Below are 20,201 nucleotides of genomic sequence, written 5' to 3'. Positions count from 1 at the left end.
GGTAGCCTATTTTTTCAAGGCTATCGCACCACAACACAAGGCTTAAAGTAACAATGCTAAATCCATTAAATAGAAAAGGAATCATCCTTGCCGGTGGCTCCGGCACCCGTCTCTACCCACTAACCAAGGTAGTAAGTAAACAGCTAATGCCCGTTTACGATAAACCGATGATCTATTATCCAGTATCCAACTTGATGATGGCTGGCATCACTGAAATCTTGATCATCGCAACACCAGAAGAAGTTCACCGCTTTGAGCGTCTGTTAGGCGACGGTTCTAATTGGGGTGTGAAGTTTGAATATGTTGTTCAACATTCTCCTGATGGCCTAGCTCAAGCGTTTATTCTCGCGGAAGAGTTTTTAGCAGGCTCACCAGCCGCACTTGTCCTGGGTGACAACCTGTTTTATGGCCACGATCTTGCGGCATCACTGCGAAATGCCAATCAGCAGCAAAGCGGTGCGACTGTTTTTGGTTACCACGTTTCAAATCCAACTTCTTATGGTGTCGTCGAGTTCGATGACGATGGGAAAGCGATCTCAATCGAAGAGAAGCCTGCACAGCCTAAATCCAATTACGCGGTTCCTGGCCTGTATTTCTTTGATAATAAAGTCGTTGAATTTGCAAAGAACGTTAAGCCATCTCCTCGTGGTGAGCTAGAAATTACCGATGTTATCGATCAATACCTTCAGGCAGAAGAACTACAGGTCGAAGTCATGGGTCGGGGGACTGCATGGTTAGATACTGGCACATTAGACGATTTGCTGGACGCTGCGTTATTTATTCGGGCAATTGAAAAGCGTCAGGGTTTGAAAGTGAGTTGTCCGGAAGAAATCGCTTACCGTATGGGGTATATAGAAGATGCTCAGTTGCGTGACATTGCACAGCCTCTGGTCAAATCTGGTTACGGTAGGTACTTACTTGATCTTCTTGAGCACAAAGTATTTTAACCCCCCCCCGTAAAGAGACAGAGTATCCTTTATTCAACCACGACTATAAGTCATTGACAATCCAATCAGAAATCAAAAAATCAAAAAATCAAAAAATCATGAAATTTATAGACACCACTATTCCAGACGTCAAAATCATCGAACCCCAAGTTTTTGGTGATGATCGGGGCTTCTTTATGGAAACCTTCCGTACCACACTGTTTAATGAGCAGTGCGGTGAGCGTGAGTTTGTTCAGGAGAACCACAGCAAATCTGCGCATGGCATCTTACGCGGTCTGCACTATCAAACAGAGAACACCCAAGGAAAACTGGTGCGCGTCGTAAAAGGCGAAGTTTACGATGTCGCCGTGGATATGCGCCAGGACTCACCAACCTTTGGCCAGTGGGTTGGTGTACTGCTTTCTGCTGAAAATAAGCGTCAACTTTGGGTTCCTGAAGGCTTCGCACACGGATTTTATGTTACTTCTGACGAAGCAGAATTTGTCTACAAGTGCACCGATTATTACAACCCGAGTGCAGAGGTGTCAGTGAAGTGGGATGACGAAAGTCTAAACGTTGAGTGGCCACTTGTTGATGGACAACCACCAAAACTGTCTGCAAAAGATGAAGCGGGCCTGAGCTTTGTAGAAGCACCAAAATTTTAACCCGGTAGACGTGCTTTATTGATTAAGGCGCCAAGAGGCTCTATGAAGTTTTATTTTTCCGTCGTATCACATCAACATCACAATGTGATTTTCATGCTCAACACGATTCGTCGCCTAGCATCACATGAAAAAGTGACGGTAATTTGCCGCGACAATAAAAACAACAGTCAACTCGAAGAATATTGTAGGAAACACAATGTTGTTTACTTAAGCAATGATCGGGAATTTGGTTTTTCAACCAATAACAACCGCAATTTCCTGCATGCCATAGAGTTAGGAATGCAAGCTGATGATTACTTTATCCTGCTGAACCCTGATGTGTTTATCGACGAGGAAAATCTCAACAAACTTATTGAGACTTTGCGCCAAAAGCAGCCCAAGATAGCGGCTCCTAACCTTTATTTAGATCATAAACTTTCGCTTTATGACGATAATTTGCGCCGCTATCCAACGTTAATCAATTTTGTAAAAAACTATCTTTTTAACGACCGTAGTACCGTTATCGATAAATCGGCACCAGAACACATTCAAGGGATGTTTTGGGCAAGTGGTGCATTTATCATCGTCAAGGCAGGTACTTATCTTGAGCTACAAGGATTTGATGAAAGCTACTATATGTATTGTGAAGATGTGGACTTTTGTCGAAGAGCAAATCTGAAAGGAGAAGATATATCCTTTTTTTACCACGTCACTGCCGTGCATTTTCGCCATCGATGTAGCCATAAATTTTTGTCTCGTGCTTTCTTTCGCCATGTAAATAGTGTTATTAAGTACAACTTAGCTTTACTTAACCTACATAAAAGCCGCAGTTGTTTGCATAGCAAACAAGATAAACTCTTCCCAAAAGTTAAAAAAAGCCAATAGTAGAAACCATGGAGCAAAAATCATCCTTTGCAGCGGTAGTGGTCTACTACCACCCTGACCAAGATGCTCTGGCCAATACAGAGAGGCTTGCACGTTACTTGCCAGTGGTAGTGATTGACAATAGTGAACACCCTAACAAACCAAAATGGCGCAGTAGCAACATTGTCTATATTGCCAATGGTAACAACTTAGGTGTCGCTGTCGCCCTTAATCAAGGTATTGATTATTGGCAGCAACACAATATACAGTGGTGCTTTTTGTTTGACCAAGATAGCCAAATCGACGAAGCCTTTATTCAGTCGATGCAAAAAGCCTCTGAAACGTTGAAGCATCAAAACACCGCTGGCATTGTACCGATCTATTATGCGAATAACTTAGGAAACTACGGCGCTCTTATTCAATTAAACAGATGGCAGATCAAGCGAACGTTACCTCAAAATTTGCACAAAGATAAACTCTACCCTGTCTCTTATGCCATTACTTCAGGTAGCCTCATTAACTTAGCGAACTACGCTGCGATTGGCCCACATGAAGAGTCACTGTTTATTGATTTTGTGGATATTGAATGGGGGCTTAGAGCCAACAGTTTGGGCTACCAATTGCTCACGAATCCAAATGCTGAGCTTCAACATCATTTGGGAGTAGAACCTTTATCTCTTTTGGGGCGGCGAATTGTAAACCACTCGCCACTACGACACTATTACTACTGTCGCAACCTAGTGGCGATGCTTCGAAAAGCTCACGTGCCACTCATTTGGAAAACTTACGAACTATTAAAATTGCCAATTAGGCTCACACTATATAGCCTATTCAACAACAATGGCTTAAACCATTTCACAGCAATGACCACAGGCTTATGGGATGGAATAACAAGCAAAAAAGGTAAAAAAGATGAAAGTATTGATCACCGGTAAAGGCGGTCAGTTAGCTTGGGAGCTTGAGCGAACTCACCCAGAAAACGTAGATATCTTGTCACTGGGATTCGACGAGCTTGACATTAGCAATGCTGCCCAGGTAAACCAGCAACTTATTGCGTTTTCGCCAGACATTGTGATTAACGCCGCCGCCTACACCGCCGTAGACAAAGCTGAAACCGATCAAACCACGGCCTATGCCGTTAACGATACCGGCTCAGCAAACCTGGCCAATATCTGTAAAGAGATTGATGCTCAACTCATCCATGTTTCAACCGATTTTGTTTTTGATGGCACAAAAAACACCCCTTACCAAACCAAAGACCAGCCCAACCCGATTAACGTCTATGGCGCATCAAAACTGGCGGGGGATGAGAAAATCGCCCAGGTTCTTGGCGGCAATGCCACCATTATTCGCACCGCTTGGGTCTACTCGGTGAATGGCAACAACTTTGTCAAAACCATGCTGCGCTTAATGAGTGAAAAAGAACAACTTGGCATCGTTTATGACCAAGTGGGTACCCCCACTTGGGCTAAAGGACTGGCCGAGATGATCTGGTGTTTGATTGAACAAAAAGGAATCAACCAAAATACCAGTGATGAAACCACCCTGCTTCATTGGACTGATGCAGGCGTTGCCTCTTGGTACGACTTCGCTGTTGCGATTCAAGACCTTGCCGTTGAAAAAGGCATGTTGGAGAAGAAAATTCCAGTACGTCCGATCCCAGCAAGCAACTACCCGACCCCAGCCAGAAGGCCCAGCTTTAGCGTGATTGACAAATTCAGCACAGAAAAAGCCAGCGGAAAAGAAACCATTCATTGGCGTACACAGCTCTCAGCGATGATGGACGAATTAGCAGCAATTCAAGGCTAAACACCAACTCAGAACACAAGATGCCAGATAAACGCATCTCGCATTTTTAAGTTACAACCAATACAAAACAGTAAGAAACTATGAAACAACGTAATCTATTAGTCACTGGCGGCGCAGGTTTTATTGGCGCTAACTATGCACTTTATTGGCTAGCGAATCATCCACAAGACAAAGTCGTAGTTTTGGATGCTCTCACTTATGCTGGCAACCGAGCCAATTTAAGCTCTGTAGAAGACCACCCAAACTTCACCTTTGTTCACGGCGACATTTGCGACACTAACCTCATTGAAGAGCTATTAAAAGCATATCAGTTAGATACTATTGTCCATTTTGCAGCGGAATCACACGTCGACCGCTCCATCACCGGACCAGATGCGTTTATTGAAACCAACATTCTAGGTACCTACAGCCTACTGAAAGCAGCCAAAAAAGTATGGATCGATGAACCAAAGGCACAAGGTTCAGCGCCGCTGCCACACCGTTTCCACCATGTTTCGACTGATGAAGTATACGGCACACTAGAGCCTAACGACCCAGCGTTTACCGAAGAGACAGCCTACGCGCCTAATTCACCATATTCGGCATCAAAGGCCGCGTCAGACCACCTGGTGCGTGCCTACCACCACACTTACGGCCTGGAAGTGACCACTTCAAACTGCTCTAACAACTATGGTCCTTATCACTTCCCAGAGAAGCTGATTCCGCTGATAATCACCAATATTTTGCACGACAAGCCTCTGCCAATTTATGGCGACGGCCAACAAATTCGTGATTGGCTATACGTAGAAGATCACGCTCGCGGCATTGAGCTGGTACTGGAAAAAGGCCGCATTGGTGAAAACTACAACATTGGTGGCCACAACGAGTGGGCGAACATCGATATTGTTAACGTCATCTGTCAATTGATGAACCAATACTTTACCGGTGAAGCAGAACTGCCTGCTCTTTCTCACCTTGAATTACAAGCCAAATACCCACTTGCGACAAAAGTAGCCGCAGGTGACGCGCAAGCGCTAATTACCTTTGTTACCGACCGCGCTGGGCACGATCGCCGTTATGCCATTGACGCCACAAAAACCAATCAAGAGTTAGGTTATAAACCTGCCGAATCGTTTGAAACGGGTATCCAAAAAACCGTGGAATGGTATTTAACCAACGATGCTTGGTGGAAGGCATTAATCTAACGTTATTGGCTAATAATCTATGTATAACTCAACTTCGAAAGGCATTACTTTACTAGGCGCTACTGGATTCTTAGGTTCAGCTATTGCTAATGAGTTAGACAGACTAGAGATACCTTGGATAGGTATCTCTATTGAACCGTCTAACAGAAAAAATATAGTAACTGTAGAGCCGACAGATCAAGATACTTTAGTGTCGATTATCAACGAATATCCGACGGTTATTAATGCAGCAGGATCTCTTAAACCTAAAGATTTTGAAGAAAATACAAAAGACTCTTTAGAAAAATTTTGGAAAACTGTAGAACATTTTACCCAAGTATTTGAACGGAGTAATATTAGAAAACTCGTTCATTTATCTTCTGCAGGAACCGTGTACGGTGACTCCGAGTCAGCAATACTTCATCCGGAAGAATCTATACTTAAACCGATATCATGGTACGGTAAAGCAAAAATGTTCGAAGAAATTCATTACGGACATTGCTCCAACGTATTAGATTACGATTACCTCTGCTTACGAATAACAAATCCTTATGGAAACAAAGAAAAAACACAGCATGGATTTGTAGATGTATTAATAAAGTCAGTAATAGAAGGCAGCGATTTTAATTATTATTTTGATTGCGACCCATGCAGGGATTTCATTTACGCCCCAGACATGTCTGAAATAATATTGAAACTAGTGACAGAGAATAAAACTGGAACTTATAATGTTGGCTCAGGTGAAATTTTACATCTTTCGGAAATTGTCAATTACGTAACTAGTAAACATCCCTCTACTCTCATCAAGAGAGAGTTAAAAAGACCTTCCTATGATGTAATAAATAGCTGTGTGAGTATAGATAAAATAAGAAGCAATAATTCTTATAAAAACAGCTTGAGCGTATTTGACTATATAGATGGTCGTCTAAATAAATAAAATTAATTCCGGAAGAAAAAATGCCTATTTTAAAAGCGTCAGAAATCAAAGAGTATGCCATACTAAAAGGATACGATATAGACTTTAAAGACTATATGTTTATTAATGGAGTGCTAGAGCAGAAAACAAACCCTCTGTTACATTACATATTAAACTGGAGAAATGGAAATCTCATCATCCCAGGCGAATTTAACACTTTCGAATATCTAGTACAATATAGAGATGTTCTTCTTTCTGGAAAAAACCCTTTATTGCATTATTTAAGCCTAGGAATATATGAGCAGCGTGAACCTTATTTAAAGGGAGGTTCAATTAGCGAAGAAGACTATCAGAATTTATTACTTTCCGTTAAAATTTCCGACACTTGGAACCAAGATGAAGAAACTCATGATTTAACTGAAAGTGAGTTGGAGTTAGTAACGAAAATTTTCCAATCAAATGTGAATTGGGAAAAAATTAAGAATCATATTGGAGAAAGCATTTCAGAAAAAGATGATTTTTCTTTGATAATAGAATCAGCAAAGAAAATTAGTCTAAATCATAAGGAAATTAAACAAAGTGAAATAGAAGAACTTTTGTTTAATTCCCTTAAGCCTGACGACAAAATAATCATCAACCTAAATGAATTTGCGCAAAGACAATACGACAAATTAATTATTGATGAGTATTATAGGATAGAAAAACTTGATTTACCTTGGGATAATTTCTTTTCATATAATCAAGTAACACCCAATGAATATTTTGATCCCATTGAGTACTATCTAGAAAACTGGCAGGAAGAAAATCTCGTCATCAAAGATATATTTGATACTGAGTTTTATCTTGAAACCTATCCAGATATAAAATCGATTGGCATTAATCCACTTCTTCATTTCTTTGAACATGGCAGCAAAGAAGGAAGAATAGGTATTTTGAAAGTCGATTTCGAAAATCATATTCATTCTGGTAATTTGCCTTTTGATAGCAGCAAGAAAACTATTGCGATTGTTTGCCACGAATCCTCCGCAACTGGCGCACCATTAGTTGGACTCAATATTGGAAACCAACTTCTAGAAACTCATAATATCATTCATATTGCAATGCATGAATCTACAGTTCATGCTTCTTATAGAGACAACTGTGTTGAATTGATTGATAACCTTCGTGGGCAGGCAAAAGGAATCATTCGTGAAACCATTGCCAATATTTCTTCACGCTATCCAATCGAAGCTTTCATTTGTAACTCTGTAGAAACTTATCCAGTATTAGAAGTCGCGAGTGAGTTTAAAATTCCCACAGTATCTTTAGTGCATGAGTTTAGTGAATACACGCGACCAAAAGGAAAAATTGCTGCTACTGTAGTGCAGGCAGATAAGGTTGTCGTTCCCGCTCAATTACTAAAAAACTCTATGTTGCGCGATTTGAAAAATAACATGGGTTGCAAAATAGAACCGAACAACATTTCCATTTTGCCACAAGGAAAGCTTCCTTATATGCCAGAAGGCAATGGCAAAAACTACACCGTTGATGAGTTAAAGCGAAAACTAAAAATTGATTCTGAAACCAAAGTGATTATTGGTGCCGGATACACACAAATTCGCAAAGGTGTCGATCTTTTCGTTTCTGTCGCATCTAAAATTAAAAGAACTTATCGTGGAAAATGTAAATTTGTTTGGGTTGGCGCTGGTTATGAACCAGACAAAGACTTACAATACTCAGTATGGATAGAGAACCAAGTTGAAGCATCTGGACTATCTGATGATTTTATATTCTTAGAGCATCAAAAAGACTTAGATAATATTCTATCCATCACGGATTGTTTTGTTCTTACATCTCGTTTAGATCCTTTTCCAAATGTCGTCATCGACGCTTTGGAAGCGGATGTTCACGTTGCTTGCTTCGATAAAAGTACCGGATGTGCGGAATTTTTATTTGAAAACAATGCCAACGCAAGCATTGCAACCTATTTAGATAGCGAAGAATTAGGGCAAAAGGTTAGTGATTATTTAACTTTACCTGAGCACGAGCTAGATGCTTTTGCTAATGTAAATTCTTCTATCGTTAAAGAAAACTTGTGCTTTGAAAATTATACTTCATCCCTACTTAGTTATATTGAAGAGGCTAAAACTTTAGTCGATGAACGTGCAAAAGTTGAGCGCGTCATTTCTCAAAGCAACTTATTTGACAGTGATTACACGTCTTTAAGTAGTAAAAAAGAACTCGAACTTGAACTCTACATTAAAATGTCGTTAAAAGGCATTTCTACAGTTAATCCTAAACCAGGTTTTTCTCAAGCCGAATGGATTACTAAATCAAACAACCCATATCAAGTTCCTTTGTATCAAGCAATAGTCGAAAATAATGGTATAGATACTCACGAATGCCAAATCATTACTGGCTCGTGCACCAGAAAGCCGACAATAAAATCAGCAGTACACTTACATCTCTACTATCCTGATTTAGCTGACGAGTTTGCTTTATATTTTAACTGTCTGCCACCAGGGTTTGACCTTTATGTGACCACCTGTGATACACAATCTGATGATTATATCGCTGAGGCTTTTTCATCGTGTGGTGTAAACAAACTAACCATTAAACATGTCTCAAATATCGGGCGAGATGTGGCACCAATGTTTATTGACCTTAAGGAAGAGCTAACTCAATCTGGGTATGATGTAATTGGCCATTTCCATAGTAAGAAATCCATTGAGACTGATGGAAATATGGGTAATCGTTGGAGAACTTATTTATTGCAAAATCTTATAGGCTCTCCAAATGCTGCAAATGAGATCCTAAGTTTATTCGAAGATAAACAAGTCGGTTTGGTTTTTGCTGAAGATCGTCATGTGGTTGACTTTGCTACTAACAAACCTTTTGCTGATGAGCTTTGTGACGCGATGAACATCAGTCGAATGAATCACGCCCATATCTATCCACTCGGCACTATGTTTTGGGCAAGACCGGAAGCTCTAGAACCATTATTTAATTTGAACTTATCTCATTTTATTCAAGAGGAACCTCTTCCTTATGATGGGTCTTATATGCATGCTATTGAGAGGCTAATTCCACACATAGCGAACAACTCTGACCATTCTTATATTACAGTTTACAGTAAAAACACTGTTTGGTAGTTTTGTATATCAATTTTAACTAATTTATTAAATTTTCATGAGGTTTTTATGTTAACGCCAATTATGTTGCGAAGCTTTGGTCGTTCAGGTTCTACACTCCTAATGCAAGTTTTAGGGACCAACGACAATGTTATATTTGACCGTGATTATCCGTGTGAAACAAGGCATTTGACTTATCTATATAGATTAGCATCTCTGCCATCACAAGCATTCAACAATGACAAAAATTGGAACCAAGATAGCCTGTTTGACAAAAATCTTGATCGTTTGGGAAGTATCCCTTTCTCCAATACAGACATTATTCGAAGAGATAATTTGAAAGAGGGATATCTGAAACACCTATGGGCTGCTTTCAGTAGAGAGGCCTTACTTAACAGCAATGATTCGGTTGACCCTTCCAAACCATGTTACTACGCTGAAAAAGTAGTGCAAGACATTTGCAATGATGTAAATTCTAATATGGCAGCAAAAAACTTGTTTTTGATTCGTGATCCTAGAGACGAGTTTTTATCCATAAAAAGCTTTAATAAAAAGAGAAATTTTAACGGTTTTGGTTGGAATGAAAATGATACTGACGAGTCTTTCGCTTTAAAACTATGTCAAATGAGAAAACAGTTCCTAATTCATCTAAACGCAGTTCAAAAAGACGATAGACGAATTGTAGTTAAATATGAGGACTTTTTGAGCTCTCCTATAGAAGGAACATCGGAACTTTCAGAATGGTTAAATTTAGAACTGGATTACTCAAAAATTTCAAATCCAAGTGAACAATTCAAAGATCACATCACCAGCAACAATGTAAATGACTCATTATTTAGATGGAAAAAAGAACTCCCAAAAGAAATATTAAATATATTTAAAGATAATATCGGGAAAGAGCTAGAACTTCTTAATTATGAAATTTAGTGTTTATTTCTGAATAACCTTACACTATTTAATCCAACTTACTCTATCGACATTGACGAGGCCTTTTGGCCTCGTTTTTTTATGCTTTGTGTTCTGGCTAAGCTTTACGCTTCGGTAAAACCCCGCCCGTTAAATAGAGCCCTACAGCAGCGAGCACCGGGTAGCCAAAGGCCTCGTTAATCATCTCACTGATGGGTTGCCACTCTAGTCCATGCATGCACCCTGGAATCACAAGGGTTTGCAAACTCACATAGGGCACGATAAACAGCAGTACGATACAACGCTGCACCAGTTTAAATGGCTCGTAGGCTTTTAAGAGCGCTAGGGTGTGTTTAGCTTTCTCTTCATCAGTAAAAAACATCGCATCTCCGGCTTGGCTTAAAGTGGTTAGGCTTTGCTTGAGTAGCTCTTGGCTGCCAAAAATTCGCTGCCACATCGCATGTCTCCTTTGTCAAGTTTGTTCATGATTAGGATTGCCTCTAAGTTTAGGGGCGACAAGCGCCAAGGATACGCGCTTGACTTTGCCACCAGCGCTGTACATCAAAGCAGGGACACGCTTTGTGATGGCCGGTTGGCCAATCTCGATGGCCGAGGATGTACACATCGGCAATTGGGTAACTGCGTTGGCGTTGCAAGCGTTCGATAACCGCACGCAAAGTACGCCATTGCGCCTCGGTGTAATTGCATTCCGCTTGCTGCTGCACATTCACCCCGCCAACTAAACAAATGCCGATGTTGCCTTGGTTATGGCCGCGAACATGCGCGCCTTGCTGCGTCATCGGGCGCCCCGCTTGCAGCTCGCCTTCACGGGTTATCACCCAATGGTAACCAATATCCCGCCACCCCTTAGCTCGGTGCCAAGTGCGGACATCGCGAGCGCCTATGTTCTGCTCCGGTGACGTCGCCGAGCAATGAATAGTGATGTATTTCAAGTATTCTCCTCTCTTTTTTCTTGGTGGTTTTCCTTTCTCTCTGCTCTCTTGCTTTCCTTCTCTACGTTTCTTCATGGGCCCCTCTGCCCACCAGTATTCTTCAAAGCGCTGACAAAAGTGAGCAAGTTCCTGCTCCGCGTATTGCCCAACTTGCGTCATGCTCTCTCCCTTTGTTAGGTCATGGTGACAAAACGCCAACAACCGCTGATAACTGGCCGCGTTATAGCAAAGGTAGCGCAACTCAAACAGGGCAAACCCTAATGGATGAGCACGCTCGGCTTGGCGGACAATGTCGATAAGCACCTCATGGTTTGGTGTTGCTGGTGAATGTTGCGTTTCTTGACTGGCGGTTTTTGCGTGGTAAAGCTGAATCAATGCCTCTAATGGTGCTGAGTGCATGCGGCTCCTTATTGATGGCGACTGGCCTCTTTTGCCCTCCCCTCTTCGCAAATAACGAGATGCACCTAGGGGAAATCATGTGGTTGAGAATGGAGTTAAGGGCGTGTTGCATTTGATGAGGCGAGAGAAAAGTGGAATCAGGTTTTAGATAGTTGCATCTCAGGGAGTACGTTAGCGGGTTATTGCCCAAATGGGATAACGCTGACGCCATTTATTTTCCATAAAATCATTTTATTAGATTTGCTTCGCACATTAGTAGTAACTAAAGTATGAGTTGTTTTTATAAAGCGCTAAGTGGGTAGAAACGCGCGTAATAATTCTGCAGATTTGTGTTATACACACGTCCCGTTTCACCGTTTGGCTGGTTGGATAGAGCTCCGGTTATCATAAGGAGCGAATCATGAGCCAAACTTACCTCCATCATGCCCTCTCTGTTCACACGGGCTCCCCTATCACTAAACTGCTGTTGATCTCTCTAGCGGATCTCGCCGATTCGCACGGGTGTTGCTTCCCCTCGTACGACTATTTAGCCAAGAGTTGTCATGTGTCGGTTCGATCAATCAAAACTCATATCAAGGTATTGATACAGCAAGGTCACGTGCAAAAGCAGCCTCGCTTTGCCAATGGCCGGCAACGGAGCAACATTTTTCAGTTGCAGTTTTCACCCCAGAGCAACGGGCCTTGCTCGTTGGCCCCACCCTCCACTCCTACCCTCAATGAGGAACTAACTGCACCCATAACCAATAAACAAAATAAACATGATCTTGAGCAGGGCAACTCGCAACCTCCGGTCATCACCTTACTCGCCCTGGAGGGAGAAACCCCTATCGACCAAGAGTTTTATCAGCTGCTGGTCGCAACGTATCCGGCGTTGGATGTACAGCAAGAATTGCAAGCAATGCGCATGTGGCTTTATCTCAATGAAAAAAAGCGCAGATCACGAGAAACCATCAAGTATTTTATCAACAGTTGGCTGCGAGGTGCGGCGAAAAGTCATGCCAATCGTGTTCATATAAAGCAGCGTGTGGCTCTCCCAGATCATCATGGCAAACGACCAGAGATTCTCGAACGCTGTTTTGCTGACTACCAAAATCGAGAAAACAAACACCCGATAGAGGCCCGCATCCAAGCCATTGTTGCGCAAAAACAAGAGAGGTGAGCGGCGATGGATTGGTATCTTTCACTGGATGAACAGCGGAAAATCTTGACAAAATATGTAGATCGAGCATCAGGCCGGCCACATGATTTGTTGCGTGTGTGCCTGAACGCATTCCCTTACCCGATCAGCCAACAAAAACTAATGAACGCACTGGACATTCACAATCAAAAAACATTTATCTCTTTGCTGCGGAATGCCAACTTAGTAATTGAAATTACCCGCACCATAAGTGCTGACGGTGAGTATTATTACCGGTTAGGTGGTCAAGATTTTAAGCAGAGCTTAATATCGCGCTGGGTGGGTAAGAAAATGTCTCCAGAGTAAGAGAAATCGCATTCAATACCTTTTAATTATCTGACAGAAATGGATAATTGAGTATACATTCTCAAATTTTCAATCTGCCACCCTCAATAGCTTTCCATGCGAGAAAGGAGTACTCATGCATAAAACGCTCATTTGCGCCGGATTTCACCGCAGCGCCACATCGGCGACAGCCAGTTACCTTTACCATGCTGGTCTCAATATGGGCTATGAGTTGATGGGAAACACAGTGGGGAATGTGCGCGGCCACTATGAAGATTGGCCTGCGGTACGCTTACATGATGAGCAATTAGCAAACGCCGGCACCTCTTGGCAGTTCCACGACGAGGTTGCTTTGCATTCTCACTCTCGTTTTCTCGATGAGTATATCGAACTGCGCCATTCCAAAAATACCCATTGGGGAGTCAAAGACCCGCGTGCCTGCTTATTTTTGCCCCAGTGGCAACAAGCGTTGGGAGAGAATGGCTACTTTTTGCTGGTTCTTCGCCACTGGAGCAGTTGCTTAGAGTCGCTATTACACCGCGAAAGCCGAGATCTTGCACATAATTTATCTCCAGCAGTTGCAGCCTCTTTTTGGCAACAGCCTGAACTAGCGGCCAAAATGTGGCTGGCCTACAATCGTCGCTTGCTCTCCTTTGCCAAGCAGCACCGAGCACGTTGTTTGATAGCCACACAACGCGGGTTGTTTCAAGGTGCACCACTGATTGATACTCTGAACGAACGCTTTGGCTTTACATTAGATACCTCAACAGTAAGCCCTTTTGACCAAACTTTATTGCGAGACAAGGCTTGCATGAGTGTGAAAGAATCACTCTCTTTCTCGCTGCAAGCAGAGTTAGAAGCCGTTTGGCAACAGCTTTTGGCCTTAACAGATTTTCGCGCCGAAGAAGAAGCGCCTATATATTACCCAGCGGCTTCGCTATCAGAGACATTTGTTGGTTCCTATCAAAGCGCCTGCAAACAACAAGCCGAGCACGATGGTGTCCAGAATGAGCAAAACACATTTCAGCAACCCGCCGATATATCGGAGTTGTCGCAACTTGATGAAGACAGCTTGTTGGCTAAACTCGCAGGGCAGGCCTTTACCCCGACTATCGCACATTCTCTGGAACAACTGCTTCAACAGCGCTTTCCGCTCAGCGGCAAGTTATACGCTGAGTTAGCAAGGCTATATCAGCAAGATGGCGCTTATCAGAAAGCCATTGAACACTACAGTCACGCTAAGCTACTCGGGTTCTATTTTCCTTTTGTTAGCATGCAAATAGGGCTTTGTTATCAGGCACTCGGGGCAGATACACAAGCTCAGCATTTTTTAGATAAAGCGCTCGAAGAAAACCCGAACAACCCGCACTTTTATATTAGTAAAGCGCGTTGGCACATGGCCAAAGCAGAGCCCGAAGCAGCATTAACGGTTTATCACCACGCTATAGAACAACTTGGTCCGCAAATCCCGCTCATTCAACATTATGTAGAATGCCTGCTAAGCCAACAACAGATCGAGCAAGCGCAAGTGATACTCAACCAGGCCGATCAAAGCCACTCGGCGATCATTGCATTACAAAGCCGCATAACCTTGTTGAACGATGTGCAAGCAGGGCTGGATGCTTACTTGCAAAGTGTCGCGTTGAAATTGGCTGATAAAGATAGATTTGCCTGGTTGGCATCTGTCACGCACACTATCCCCACCGCCGCCGCAGAGTCAGATTTACTAATACGCTGTGAGCAACACTGGCATCCAGTTTTTGAGCAGTGTTAAAGAAATAGCCGACTTTAATGAGATTCGTTCATGACCGTAGCACAAGCACAAATGGATTTGATTAGAGACACGGCTTTAAAACTAGAAACTGTGGAATAATTCTTAGATCACGATGAAAAATATAAAAAGCAGGCTAAGTGTTAGTAATTTTGCCTGGCCAGCAGAGAATGCAGACTGGTGCTATAACGCCTTAGCCGAGCACAATATAGGTGCGATAGAAGTGGCACCAACTAAAGCTTTTGGCGATTGGAAAAACATCACCGCCAAAAATATCAGGAGGTTCCAGCGTCATATTGAAGCATATGGCCTTAGGGTAAGCTCACTGCAGGGCATTACCTTTGGCGTTCCTTCGCTATCTCTGCATCCTGAGCAAAGCCGGATATTTCTTCAGCATTGTTCAACAGTGGCGTCATTATTAGTTGATCTCGATGCGGATTACGCTGTATTCGGAGCAGCCAAATTGCGCTCAGCGCCAGTCCCTGAACAACAGGAATTAGAAGCGTTGTTTGCTAAAGTCGCCGAAATATTTGCAGAAAAAGGCAAGGCCTTAGCCCTGGAACCAATCCCAAAAGCTTACGGTGCCGATTGCCTGCACAACCTAACTCAATGTAAGCATCTGGTTGAACAGGTAAATTCGAGAAGTTTGGTATTGCAGTTTGATACCGCGAACCAATTCCTTGCCAGCGACCTGATATCCGCAAACTATCGCCACTCCCTAGCCTTTGCTAAGCACCTACATATTTCAGAGCCTGATTTGCGCTTTTTCTTTCAGCCCTCTGGCTTTAATGTCGTCCTCAGTCACGAAATTCAACAACTCTACAATGGCAAGTGGATCGTTCTCGAAATGGGAGAAAAGAATTTTTCGCCATTTGGATTTCTCTCTTCACTGAAGGCCTTTACCCAGTTGTACAGAAATAGCGTTTAAACCACTGAGCGCACTAACGATGCAAAAAAAGCGAGAATCAAGCACAAAAGAGCGATGTGTGCGACGGATTTAGAGTACCTTGTGACGGCTCTGAGAAGCCTTTATTGGCGAGCGTGTTCATGATTTATCGGTGATAGCTGAATCGATTAACGGTCACAGAATCAACCGCATCAAGCATATGATTTTGTGAATAAATATCACATAATGCTAATGTTCATTTTGTTTGTTTAGTAAATAGTGCCATGCTAACAGCATACGGTTTGCTGCTGGCGCAGATTAAGATAAACAGGGCAACATACATGTCGATAAAAAAACTATTCTCACCAACAAAGGCTAAAGTTTCAGCTGATGATACACAAGTTGAACATCACTTTGTTTTCCATTTGGATACCAGTTGCAATCATGTAGTCCGTGGTTGGGCCTATGATGAAGCTAATCCCTCAGCACCTGTACATATAGCGTTTAAAGAGGGAGACAGGCTGTTTTGTGAGGTCATGGCGGATCAACCAAGAGAAGATCTAGCTCAAGCAGGTCTTCCTACCTCAAACTGTGCTTTCGAAACCTGCCCAGACCTACCACAACATACTCTTGCTCCCACCCTAGCGGATATGTACATCAACGACGTAAAAGTGAATACAACACCTGTCACTTTTGCCATGAGCATTGACGTATTGGTTGAAGTTATTAGAATTGAATTGTTGAAAAAGACACGTGTACGTTGAGCAAGCTTCCGTACCCAATGATATGGGTACATCTCACCTGCTTTAACTTGCCGTTCAACTAAAATTGGTTGCGATAATTGATACCAACAAGGACAAGGTGAGCTTTATAAGCACAATGAGTTGGGAGAGGTGTTGATTTAGAAAACATGTTTCCCGCATTCATTCAGTTGATGGGCTATATCAAACGTTCCTGCAAGGAAAATACATGCTGAGACATGGATACCGGCCATGATTAAACGCATACCACCTCATACTGGAATTCCTTTCGCTAGCATGCGTTTTGCTCACCTTCAGGCAAGAAATTGAGTTGTCCATAGTTGTTAAGATAATATTAAAAGCAGATCGCTTTGAATGAGTTATCTTGAAACAACGATACGCATCAGGTATTGTTCCAAGCAGTAAAATTGGAAACTTAATAGATCTCGGCTGCGCCTCGGATTTTGCGTGTTATGGAAAACGCTAAATATCATAGGGCGGTAGCGTTTTTGCGTTATGAGAAATCCAGTCAGAGCAAAAAAATAAATAATTGATTAATTAGGCGTTTAGTTTAATGGCTACCCAATCTCTGCGACAGCTCGGAGCTGTGTTTCTTGCACCCACTCTCACTTTTTTCAACCACCAACTCCTTAAACAATCGACAGAACGCCCCTTGTACTTTCTTGCGCGAGAAGGGTATTGGTTAGAACAATCTTTCCAGCAGTTTGCCCACGCTCAGGGCCAACAACGTAACTCTCATTATTTACTGGTGTCTCGAGCCTTTCTGTTTAAAATTGGCCTTTTAAATCCAGAGACTTATCCATATTCCCTGAATTTTAAGTTCTCCGGCACTCTCTATGAACTCATGAGAACACGATTTATGCTGAGTGATGTCAGTATTAATCGCGCATTTTCTTCGAAACAACAGCAGCAAAAAGTCTTACTGCCTGCCGATCTAAAGAAAGTCGCTACAGTTTTAGAAGCCAAACAACCAGTATTAGAACCTATCGTCCGCCCCTCTCATGACGCATACGTCAGTTACCTTGAGGGGCTTGATTTTTTTAAACAGGACATACTGAATATTGTTGACCTCGGCTACAGCGGGACAATACAAACCCTGCTAAGCATTATGTTTCACAAAAACACGCTAGGCCATTACCTGATTGCCTCTAAGCCGGGAACAAAAACGCTGGGTACGGTAACTGCAACGATGAAGGGCTACTTACAAGAAGGGCCTAAAATGGGCGATGGTTACTTGCCACTTGACCGTTCAATGTTTCTCGAAGCGCTGTTAACAGCCCCCGTCGGTCAATTTCAGGACATCCGGCATAGCCCTTTGCCACACCGAAAATTCGACTATTACTATGGCAGAAAAGTAGACAGCCAGCATCAGTTTCACCTTATCGAGAAGGTAATGGAAGGTGCACTGGAGCAACTTCGTGAGTTCTCTCAGCAAGGGATCGAGTTTACTGCGCTGGAGATAGAACAGCTTTACACCGCCTTTGTTATGAAGAAAGGAATGCTTCCCCGCAATAGCTGGCCCTTATTCACGATAGATGATGATATTGCAAGCGAAGGCACGGTAAACGGATTAGACTTTTTTGGCTTAAAAATATGAACTACAGAGCAATAATAAAACAGCGTTTTCCATTAGTAGAAAACGCACTCAGACGCAACCCTAAAATGATGCAAATGGCGTTCAAAGTAGAATCAGCACTATTACGCCGCCAACTGAAAAAAGCAACCAAGGGATTAAATAGCTCTATTGCTACCCTGGATAGTAATGAAACCGAGCTTCTCAAAGAAGCTAAACAACATGGTTTGTTTGATTGTCAGTGGTACAGTGATGTGCAGAACCGAAGATTTGACTCTGAAGCGTTGGCTTTTCGGGACTACCTACACAAAAGTACCTTTTCTGCCGTCAGTCCTTCTCCGAGCTTTGACAACTTGGCCTATCAAAAGCACAACCTGGATGTCTATCATGCAAGCGTGAGCCCACTGGCTCATTACCTGACAACGGGTAAGAATGAAGGGCGCGTTGTCACACCTTTCGCACCGAAATGGACTCCCACAGATAAACTCGTCATCAAACCCGATGTCAAAAACATTCAACATCTGAATGTTGCCGTCTGCTTACATATCTTTTACGCAGATTTCATTGATTACTACGCGCAATGTTTGGAGCACTTTCCGGTCAATGTTGATCTGTTTATCAGCGTGAGTGACATTCAATATCAAGATGAAATAGCACGTAAACTTGAAAGCCTGAGCTGTGTAAATAAAGTTCTGGTTCGCGAGGTTCCTAACCGTGGACGTAATTTCGGCCCCATGTTGGTTGAGTTTGGCCAAGAGCTGTTAAAATATGACTTGTTCTGCCATTTACACTCCAAAAAATCGCTCTACTCCGGTCGACCACAAACACAATGGGCTGATTACTTAGGTGAATACCTACTCAATGACCATTGTGTGATTGCCAAGATGCTGACTTATATGGTGGAAAATGAAGAGTGTGGCATTTACTACCCTACTTCTTTTAACATGATGCCGGATTGGGTCAACCACTGGCTCAAGAACAAACCGTTTCGTCAGCAGTTTTATCTGGACTGGGGCTTAGATGCCCATTCGGAATTTTTACCCTACCCGGTCGGCGGGATGTTTTGGGCCAAGCCTAAGGCCCTGAAACAGCTGTTAGAAAAGCCTTACCAATATGACGACTTTCCAGCAGAGCCGCTGCCTAACGACGGCTCAGAGCTGCATGCCCTGGAACGCTGCATCGGTCTGTTGGCGGAAAAAAACAATTACTCTCAACTGTTTTACTACCCTGAACTGGGCAGCTTTACTCACGACCAAAGCTATATTTTTGCCAGCTACGTCAACTCGCAACAGGATCTATTTTATAAGCTGCTGCCGTTTGACATTATCTCTTTCGACGTATTTGATACGCTGGTAAGAAGAAGTCATCACGTACCAGATTATGCCAAACTGAAACTTGGCCAATACCTGACAGAGCAAGGGTTCTTCCCTTCCCCACTCGATTTTGTAAAAGCACGCAACAAGGCAGAATTTAGCGTTCGCCAGGCGAAGCAGTTCCTGGGAGATGTGACCATCTTTGAAACCTACGCTTTGCTGGGCAAAGAATATGGCTGGGATGAAGATCGGGCTAGTCGTTTTGCAGAGCTAGAGTTCTCATACGATCTCGATATGATTGAGTCAAAAGATGAGATGGTGGACATCCTCAACAACCTGATTGGCCACGGAAAGCAAGTTTACATTATATCAGACACTTACTATACCGAGCACCAGATTGTTTTGATGCTGCGTAAAGCCGGCGTCACCAATGGTTATAAGCTGTTTGTCTCTTCTGAGCGAGGCTTAAGGAAAGATAACGGTACCATGTGGTCATACATGAGTGACCGCTTACAAGATAAAAGCCGCTTTGTTCATGTGGGTGATAACGCCGTCGCTGATGCCCAAATTCCCGGCGATTTTGGGTTGGCCAACTTGCACATATTAAATCCCGCAGACAAATGGCAAGCCGCCGGCTGGAGTAATCCCCTTGTCGGTGAAAATGAACTGAACGAACAAGATATAAAAAAATGGGGGCCGCTTATTAGTCAATTTGGCCGCTACCCATTTTTAGGTGAATAAATAA

18 protein-coding genes are annotated in these 20,201 nt (G+C 42.8%); 16 read left to right on the top strand and 2 right to left on the bottom strand.

Going from position 1 to position 20,201, the window contains the following annotated elements:
* The first annotated feature begins 53 nt into the window (after positions 1–53).
* The 9 genes from rfbA (at position 54) to H9L11_RS08070 (ending at position 10,359) form a co-directional block, all read left to right on the top strand.
* On the top strand, positions 54–947 hold the full coding sequence (rfbA, locus tag H9L11_RS08110) for a glucose-1-phosphate thymidylyltransferase RfbA (RefSeq protein ID WP_205390675.1): 894 nt from the start codon (positions 54–56) through the stop codon (positions 945–947).
* Between the two features lie 98 nt (positions 948–1,045).
* Positions 1,046–1,591, top strand: a complete 546-nt coding sequence (gene rfbC, locus H9L11_RS08105) for a dTDP-4-dehydrorhamnose 3,5-epimerase (RefSeq protein ID WP_205390674.1) — start codon at positions 1,046–1,048, stop codon at positions 1,589–1,591.
* A 42-nt stretch (positions 1,592–1,633) separates the two neighbouring features.
* Positions 1,634–2,455 (top strand): glycosyltransferase family 2 protein, encoded by an 822-nt coding sequence (locus H9L11_RS08100; RefSeq protein WP_205390673.1) that lies wholly within the window; start codon positions 1,634–1,636, stop codon positions 2,453–2,455.
* An 8-nt stretch (positions 2,456–2,463) separates the two neighbouring features.
* Positions 2,464–3,369 (top strand): glycosyltransferase family 2 protein, encoded by a 906-nt coding sequence (locus H9L11_RS08095; RefSeq protein ID WP_205390672.1) that lies wholly within the window; start codon positions 2,464–2,466, stop codon positions 3,367–3,369.
* Complete coding sequence (gene rfbD / locus H9L11_RS08090; RefSeq protein ID WP_205390671.1) at positions 3,347–4,243, top strand: dTDP-4-dehydrorhamnose reductase; 897 nt, start codon at positions 3,347–3,349, stop codon at positions 4,241–4,243. Before H9L11_RS08095 ends, rfbD begins: the two co-directional genes overlap by 23 nt.
* Positions 4,244–4,323: 80 nt before the next feature.
* Positions 4,324–5,427 carry a dTDP-glucose 4,6-dehydratase gene (rfbB, locus tag H9L11_RS08085; RefSeq protein WP_205390670.1) on the top strand — a complete coding sequence of 368 codons (1,104 nt, stop codon included), beginning with the start codon at positions 4,324–4,326 and terminating at the stop codon, positions 5,425–5,427.
* A 19-nt stretch (positions 5,428–5,446) separates the two neighbouring features.
* Positions 5,447–6,343 carry an NAD-dependent epimerase/dehydratase family protein gene (locus H9L11_RS08080; protein ID WP_205390669.1) on the top strand — a complete coding sequence of 299 codons (897 nt, stop codon included), beginning with the start codon at positions 5,447–5,449 and terminating at the stop codon, positions 6,341–6,343.
* Positions 6,344–6,363: 20 nt separating this feature from the next.
* The gene (locus tag H9L11_RS08075) at positions 6,364–9,453 is read left to right on the top strand and encodes a rhamnan synthesis F family protein (protein ID WP_205390668.1); all 3,090 of its coding nucleotides are present in this window, start codon (positions 6,364–6,366) and stop codon (positions 9,451–9,453) included.
* Between the two features lie 48 nt (positions 9,454–9,501).
* A complete protein-coding gene (locus H9L11_RS08070) occupies positions 9,502–10,359 on the top strand; it encodes a hypothetical protein (RefSeq protein WP_205390667.1) in 858 nt (285 codons plus the stop codon).
* 97 nt (positions 10,360–10,456) lie between these two features.
* Here H9L11_RS08070 and H9L11_RS08065 read toward each other — a convergent pair whose 3' ends face one another.
* Positions 10,457–10,795 carry a hypothetical protein gene (locus H9L11_RS08065; protein ID WP_205390666.1) on the bottom strand — a complete coding sequence of 113 codons (339 nt, stop codon included), beginning with the start codon at positions 10,793–10,795 and terminating at the stop codon, positions 10,457–10,459.
* Between the two features lie 49 nt (positions 10,796–10,844).
* Positions 10,845–11,690 carry an N-acetylmuramoyl-L-alanine amidase gene (locus H9L11_RS23520; protein ID WP_240199922.1) on the bottom strand — a complete coding sequence of 282 codons (846 nt, stop codon included), beginning with the start codon at positions 11,688–11,690 and terminating at the stop codon, positions 10,845–10,847.
* A gap of 400 nt (positions 11,691–12,090) precedes the next feature.
* On the opposite strand from H9L11_RS23520, the gene H9L11_RS08055 reads away from it, so the two are divergent.
* From H9L11_RS08055 to H9L11_RS08025, 7 genes are all read left to right on the top strand, one after another.
* Positions 12,091–12,849, top strand: a complete 759-nt coding sequence (locus H9L11_RS08055; RefSeq protein WP_205390665.1) for a helix-turn-helix domain-containing protein — start codon at positions 12,091–12,093, stop codon at positions 12,847–12,849.
* A 6-nt stretch (positions 12,850–12,855) separates the two neighbouring features.
* Positions 12,856–13,173, top strand: a complete 318-nt coding sequence (locus tag H9L11_RS08050) for a hypothetical protein (protein WP_205390664.1) — start codon at positions 12,856–12,858, stop codon at positions 13,171–13,173.
* Between the two features lie 115 nt (positions 13,174–13,288).
* Positions 13,289–14,926 carry a hypothetical protein gene (locus tag H9L11_RS08045; protein ID WP_205390663.1) on the top strand — a complete coding sequence of 546 codons (1,638 nt, stop codon included), beginning with the start codon at positions 13,289–13,291 and terminating at the stop codon, positions 14,924–14,926.
* Positions 14,927–15,038: 112 nt separating this feature from the next.
* Complete coding sequence (locus H9L11_RS08040; RefSeq protein WP_205390662.1) at positions 15,039–15,851, top strand: TIM barrel protein; 813 nt, start codon at positions 15,039–15,041, stop codon at positions 15,849–15,851.
* Positions 15,852–16,150: 299 nt separating this feature from the next.
* Positions 16,151–16,573, top strand: coding sequence for a hypothetical protein (locus H9L11_RS08035; protein ID WP_205390661.1), 423 nt, complete (start codon positions 16,151–16,153; stop codon positions 16,571–16,573).
* A 550-nt stretch (positions 16,574–17,123) separates the two neighbouring features.
* Positions 17,124–18,167, top strand: a complete 1,044-nt coding sequence (locus tag H9L11_RS08030) for a hypothetical protein (RefSeq protein ID WP_205390660.1) — start codon at positions 17,124–17,126, stop codon at positions 18,165–18,167.
* A complete protein-coding gene (locus tag H9L11_RS08025; protein WP_205390659.1) occupies positions 18,164–20,197 on the top strand; it encodes an HAD-IA family hydrolase in 2,034 nt (677 codons plus the stop codon). The genes H9L11_RS08030 and H9L11_RS08025 overlap by 4 nt, the downstream gene beginning before the upstream one ends.
* Positions 20,198–20,201 lie beyond the last annotated feature (4 nt).

The organism is Vibrio sp. sp1 (genome assembly GCF_016920955.1).
Classification (GTDB): Bacteria; Pseudomonadota; Gammaproteobacteria; order Enterobacterales; family Vibrionaceae; genus Vibrio; species Vibrio alginolyticus.
Note: the sequence above shows the minus strand (reverse complement) of the source record. Positions and strands in the feature narration are given on the sequence as shown.

Coding starts and splice junctions, on each gene's coding strand:
- rfbA (WP_205390675.1), top strand. CDS start 54: ATGCTAAATCCATTAAATAGAAAAGGAATCATCCTTGCCGGTGGCTCC.
- rfbC (WP_205390674.1), top strand. CDS start 1,046: ATGAAATTTATAGACACCACTATTCCAGACGTCAAAATCATCGAACCC.
- H9L11_RS08100 (WP_205390673.1), top strand. CDS start 1,634: ATGAAGTTTTATTTTTCCGTCGTATCACATCAACATCACAATGTGATT.
- H9L11_RS08095 (WP_205390672.1), top strand. CDS start 2,464: ATGGAGCAAAAATCATCCTTTGCAGCGGTAGTGGTCTACTACCACCCT.
- rfbD (WP_205390671.1), top strand. CDS start 3,347: ATGAAAGTATTGATCACCGGTAAAGGCGGTCAGTTAGCTTGGGAGCTT.
- rfbB (WP_205390670.1), top strand. CDS start 4,324: ATGAAACAACGTAATCTATTAGTCACTGGCGGCGCAGGTTTTATTGGC.
- H9L11_RS08080 (WP_205390669.1), top strand. CDS start 5,447: ATGTATAACTCAACTTCGAAAGGCATTACTTTACTAGGCGCTACTGGA.
- H9L11_RS08075 (WP_205390668.1), top strand. CDS start 6,364: ATGCCTATTTTAAAAGCGTCAGAAATCAAAGAGTATGCCATACTAAAA.
- H9L11_RS08070 (WP_205390667.1), top strand. CDS start 9,502: ATGTTAACGCCAATTATGTTGCGAAGCTTTGGTCGTTCAGGTTCTACA.
- H9L11_RS08065 (WP_205390666.1), bottom strand. CDS start 10,795: ATGTGGCAGCGAATTTTTGGCAGCCAAGAGCTACTCAAGCAAAGCCTA.
- H9L11_RS23520 (WP_240199922.1), bottom strand. CDS start 11,690: ATGCACTCAGCACCATTAGAGGCATTGATTCAGCTTTACCACGCAAAA.
- H9L11_RS08055 (WP_205390665.1), top strand. CDS start 12,091: ATGAGCCAAACTTACCTCCATCATGCCCTCTCTGTTCACACGGGCTCC.
- H9L11_RS08050 (WP_205390664.1), top strand. CDS start 12,856: ATGGATTGGTATCTTTCACTGGATGAACAGCGGAAAATCTTGACAAAA.
- H9L11_RS08045 (WP_205390663.1), top strand. CDS start 13,289: ATGCATAAAACGCTCATTTGCGCCGGATTTCACCGCAGCGCCACATCG.
- H9L11_RS08040 (WP_205390662.1), top strand. CDS start 15,039: ATGAAAAATATAAAAAGCAGGCTAAGTGTTAGTAATTTTGCCTGGCCA.
- H9L11_RS08035 (WP_205390661.1), top strand. CDS start 16,151: ATGTCGATAAAAAAACTATTCTCACCAACAAAGGCTAAAGTTTCAGCT.
- H9L11_RS08030 (WP_205390660.1), top strand. CDS start 17,124: ATGGCTACCCAATCTCTGCGACAGCTCGGAGCTGTGTTTCTTGCACCC.
- H9L11_RS08025 (WP_205390659.1), top strand. CDS start 18,164: ATGAACTACAGAGCAATAATAAAACAGCGTTTTCCATTAGTAGAAAAC.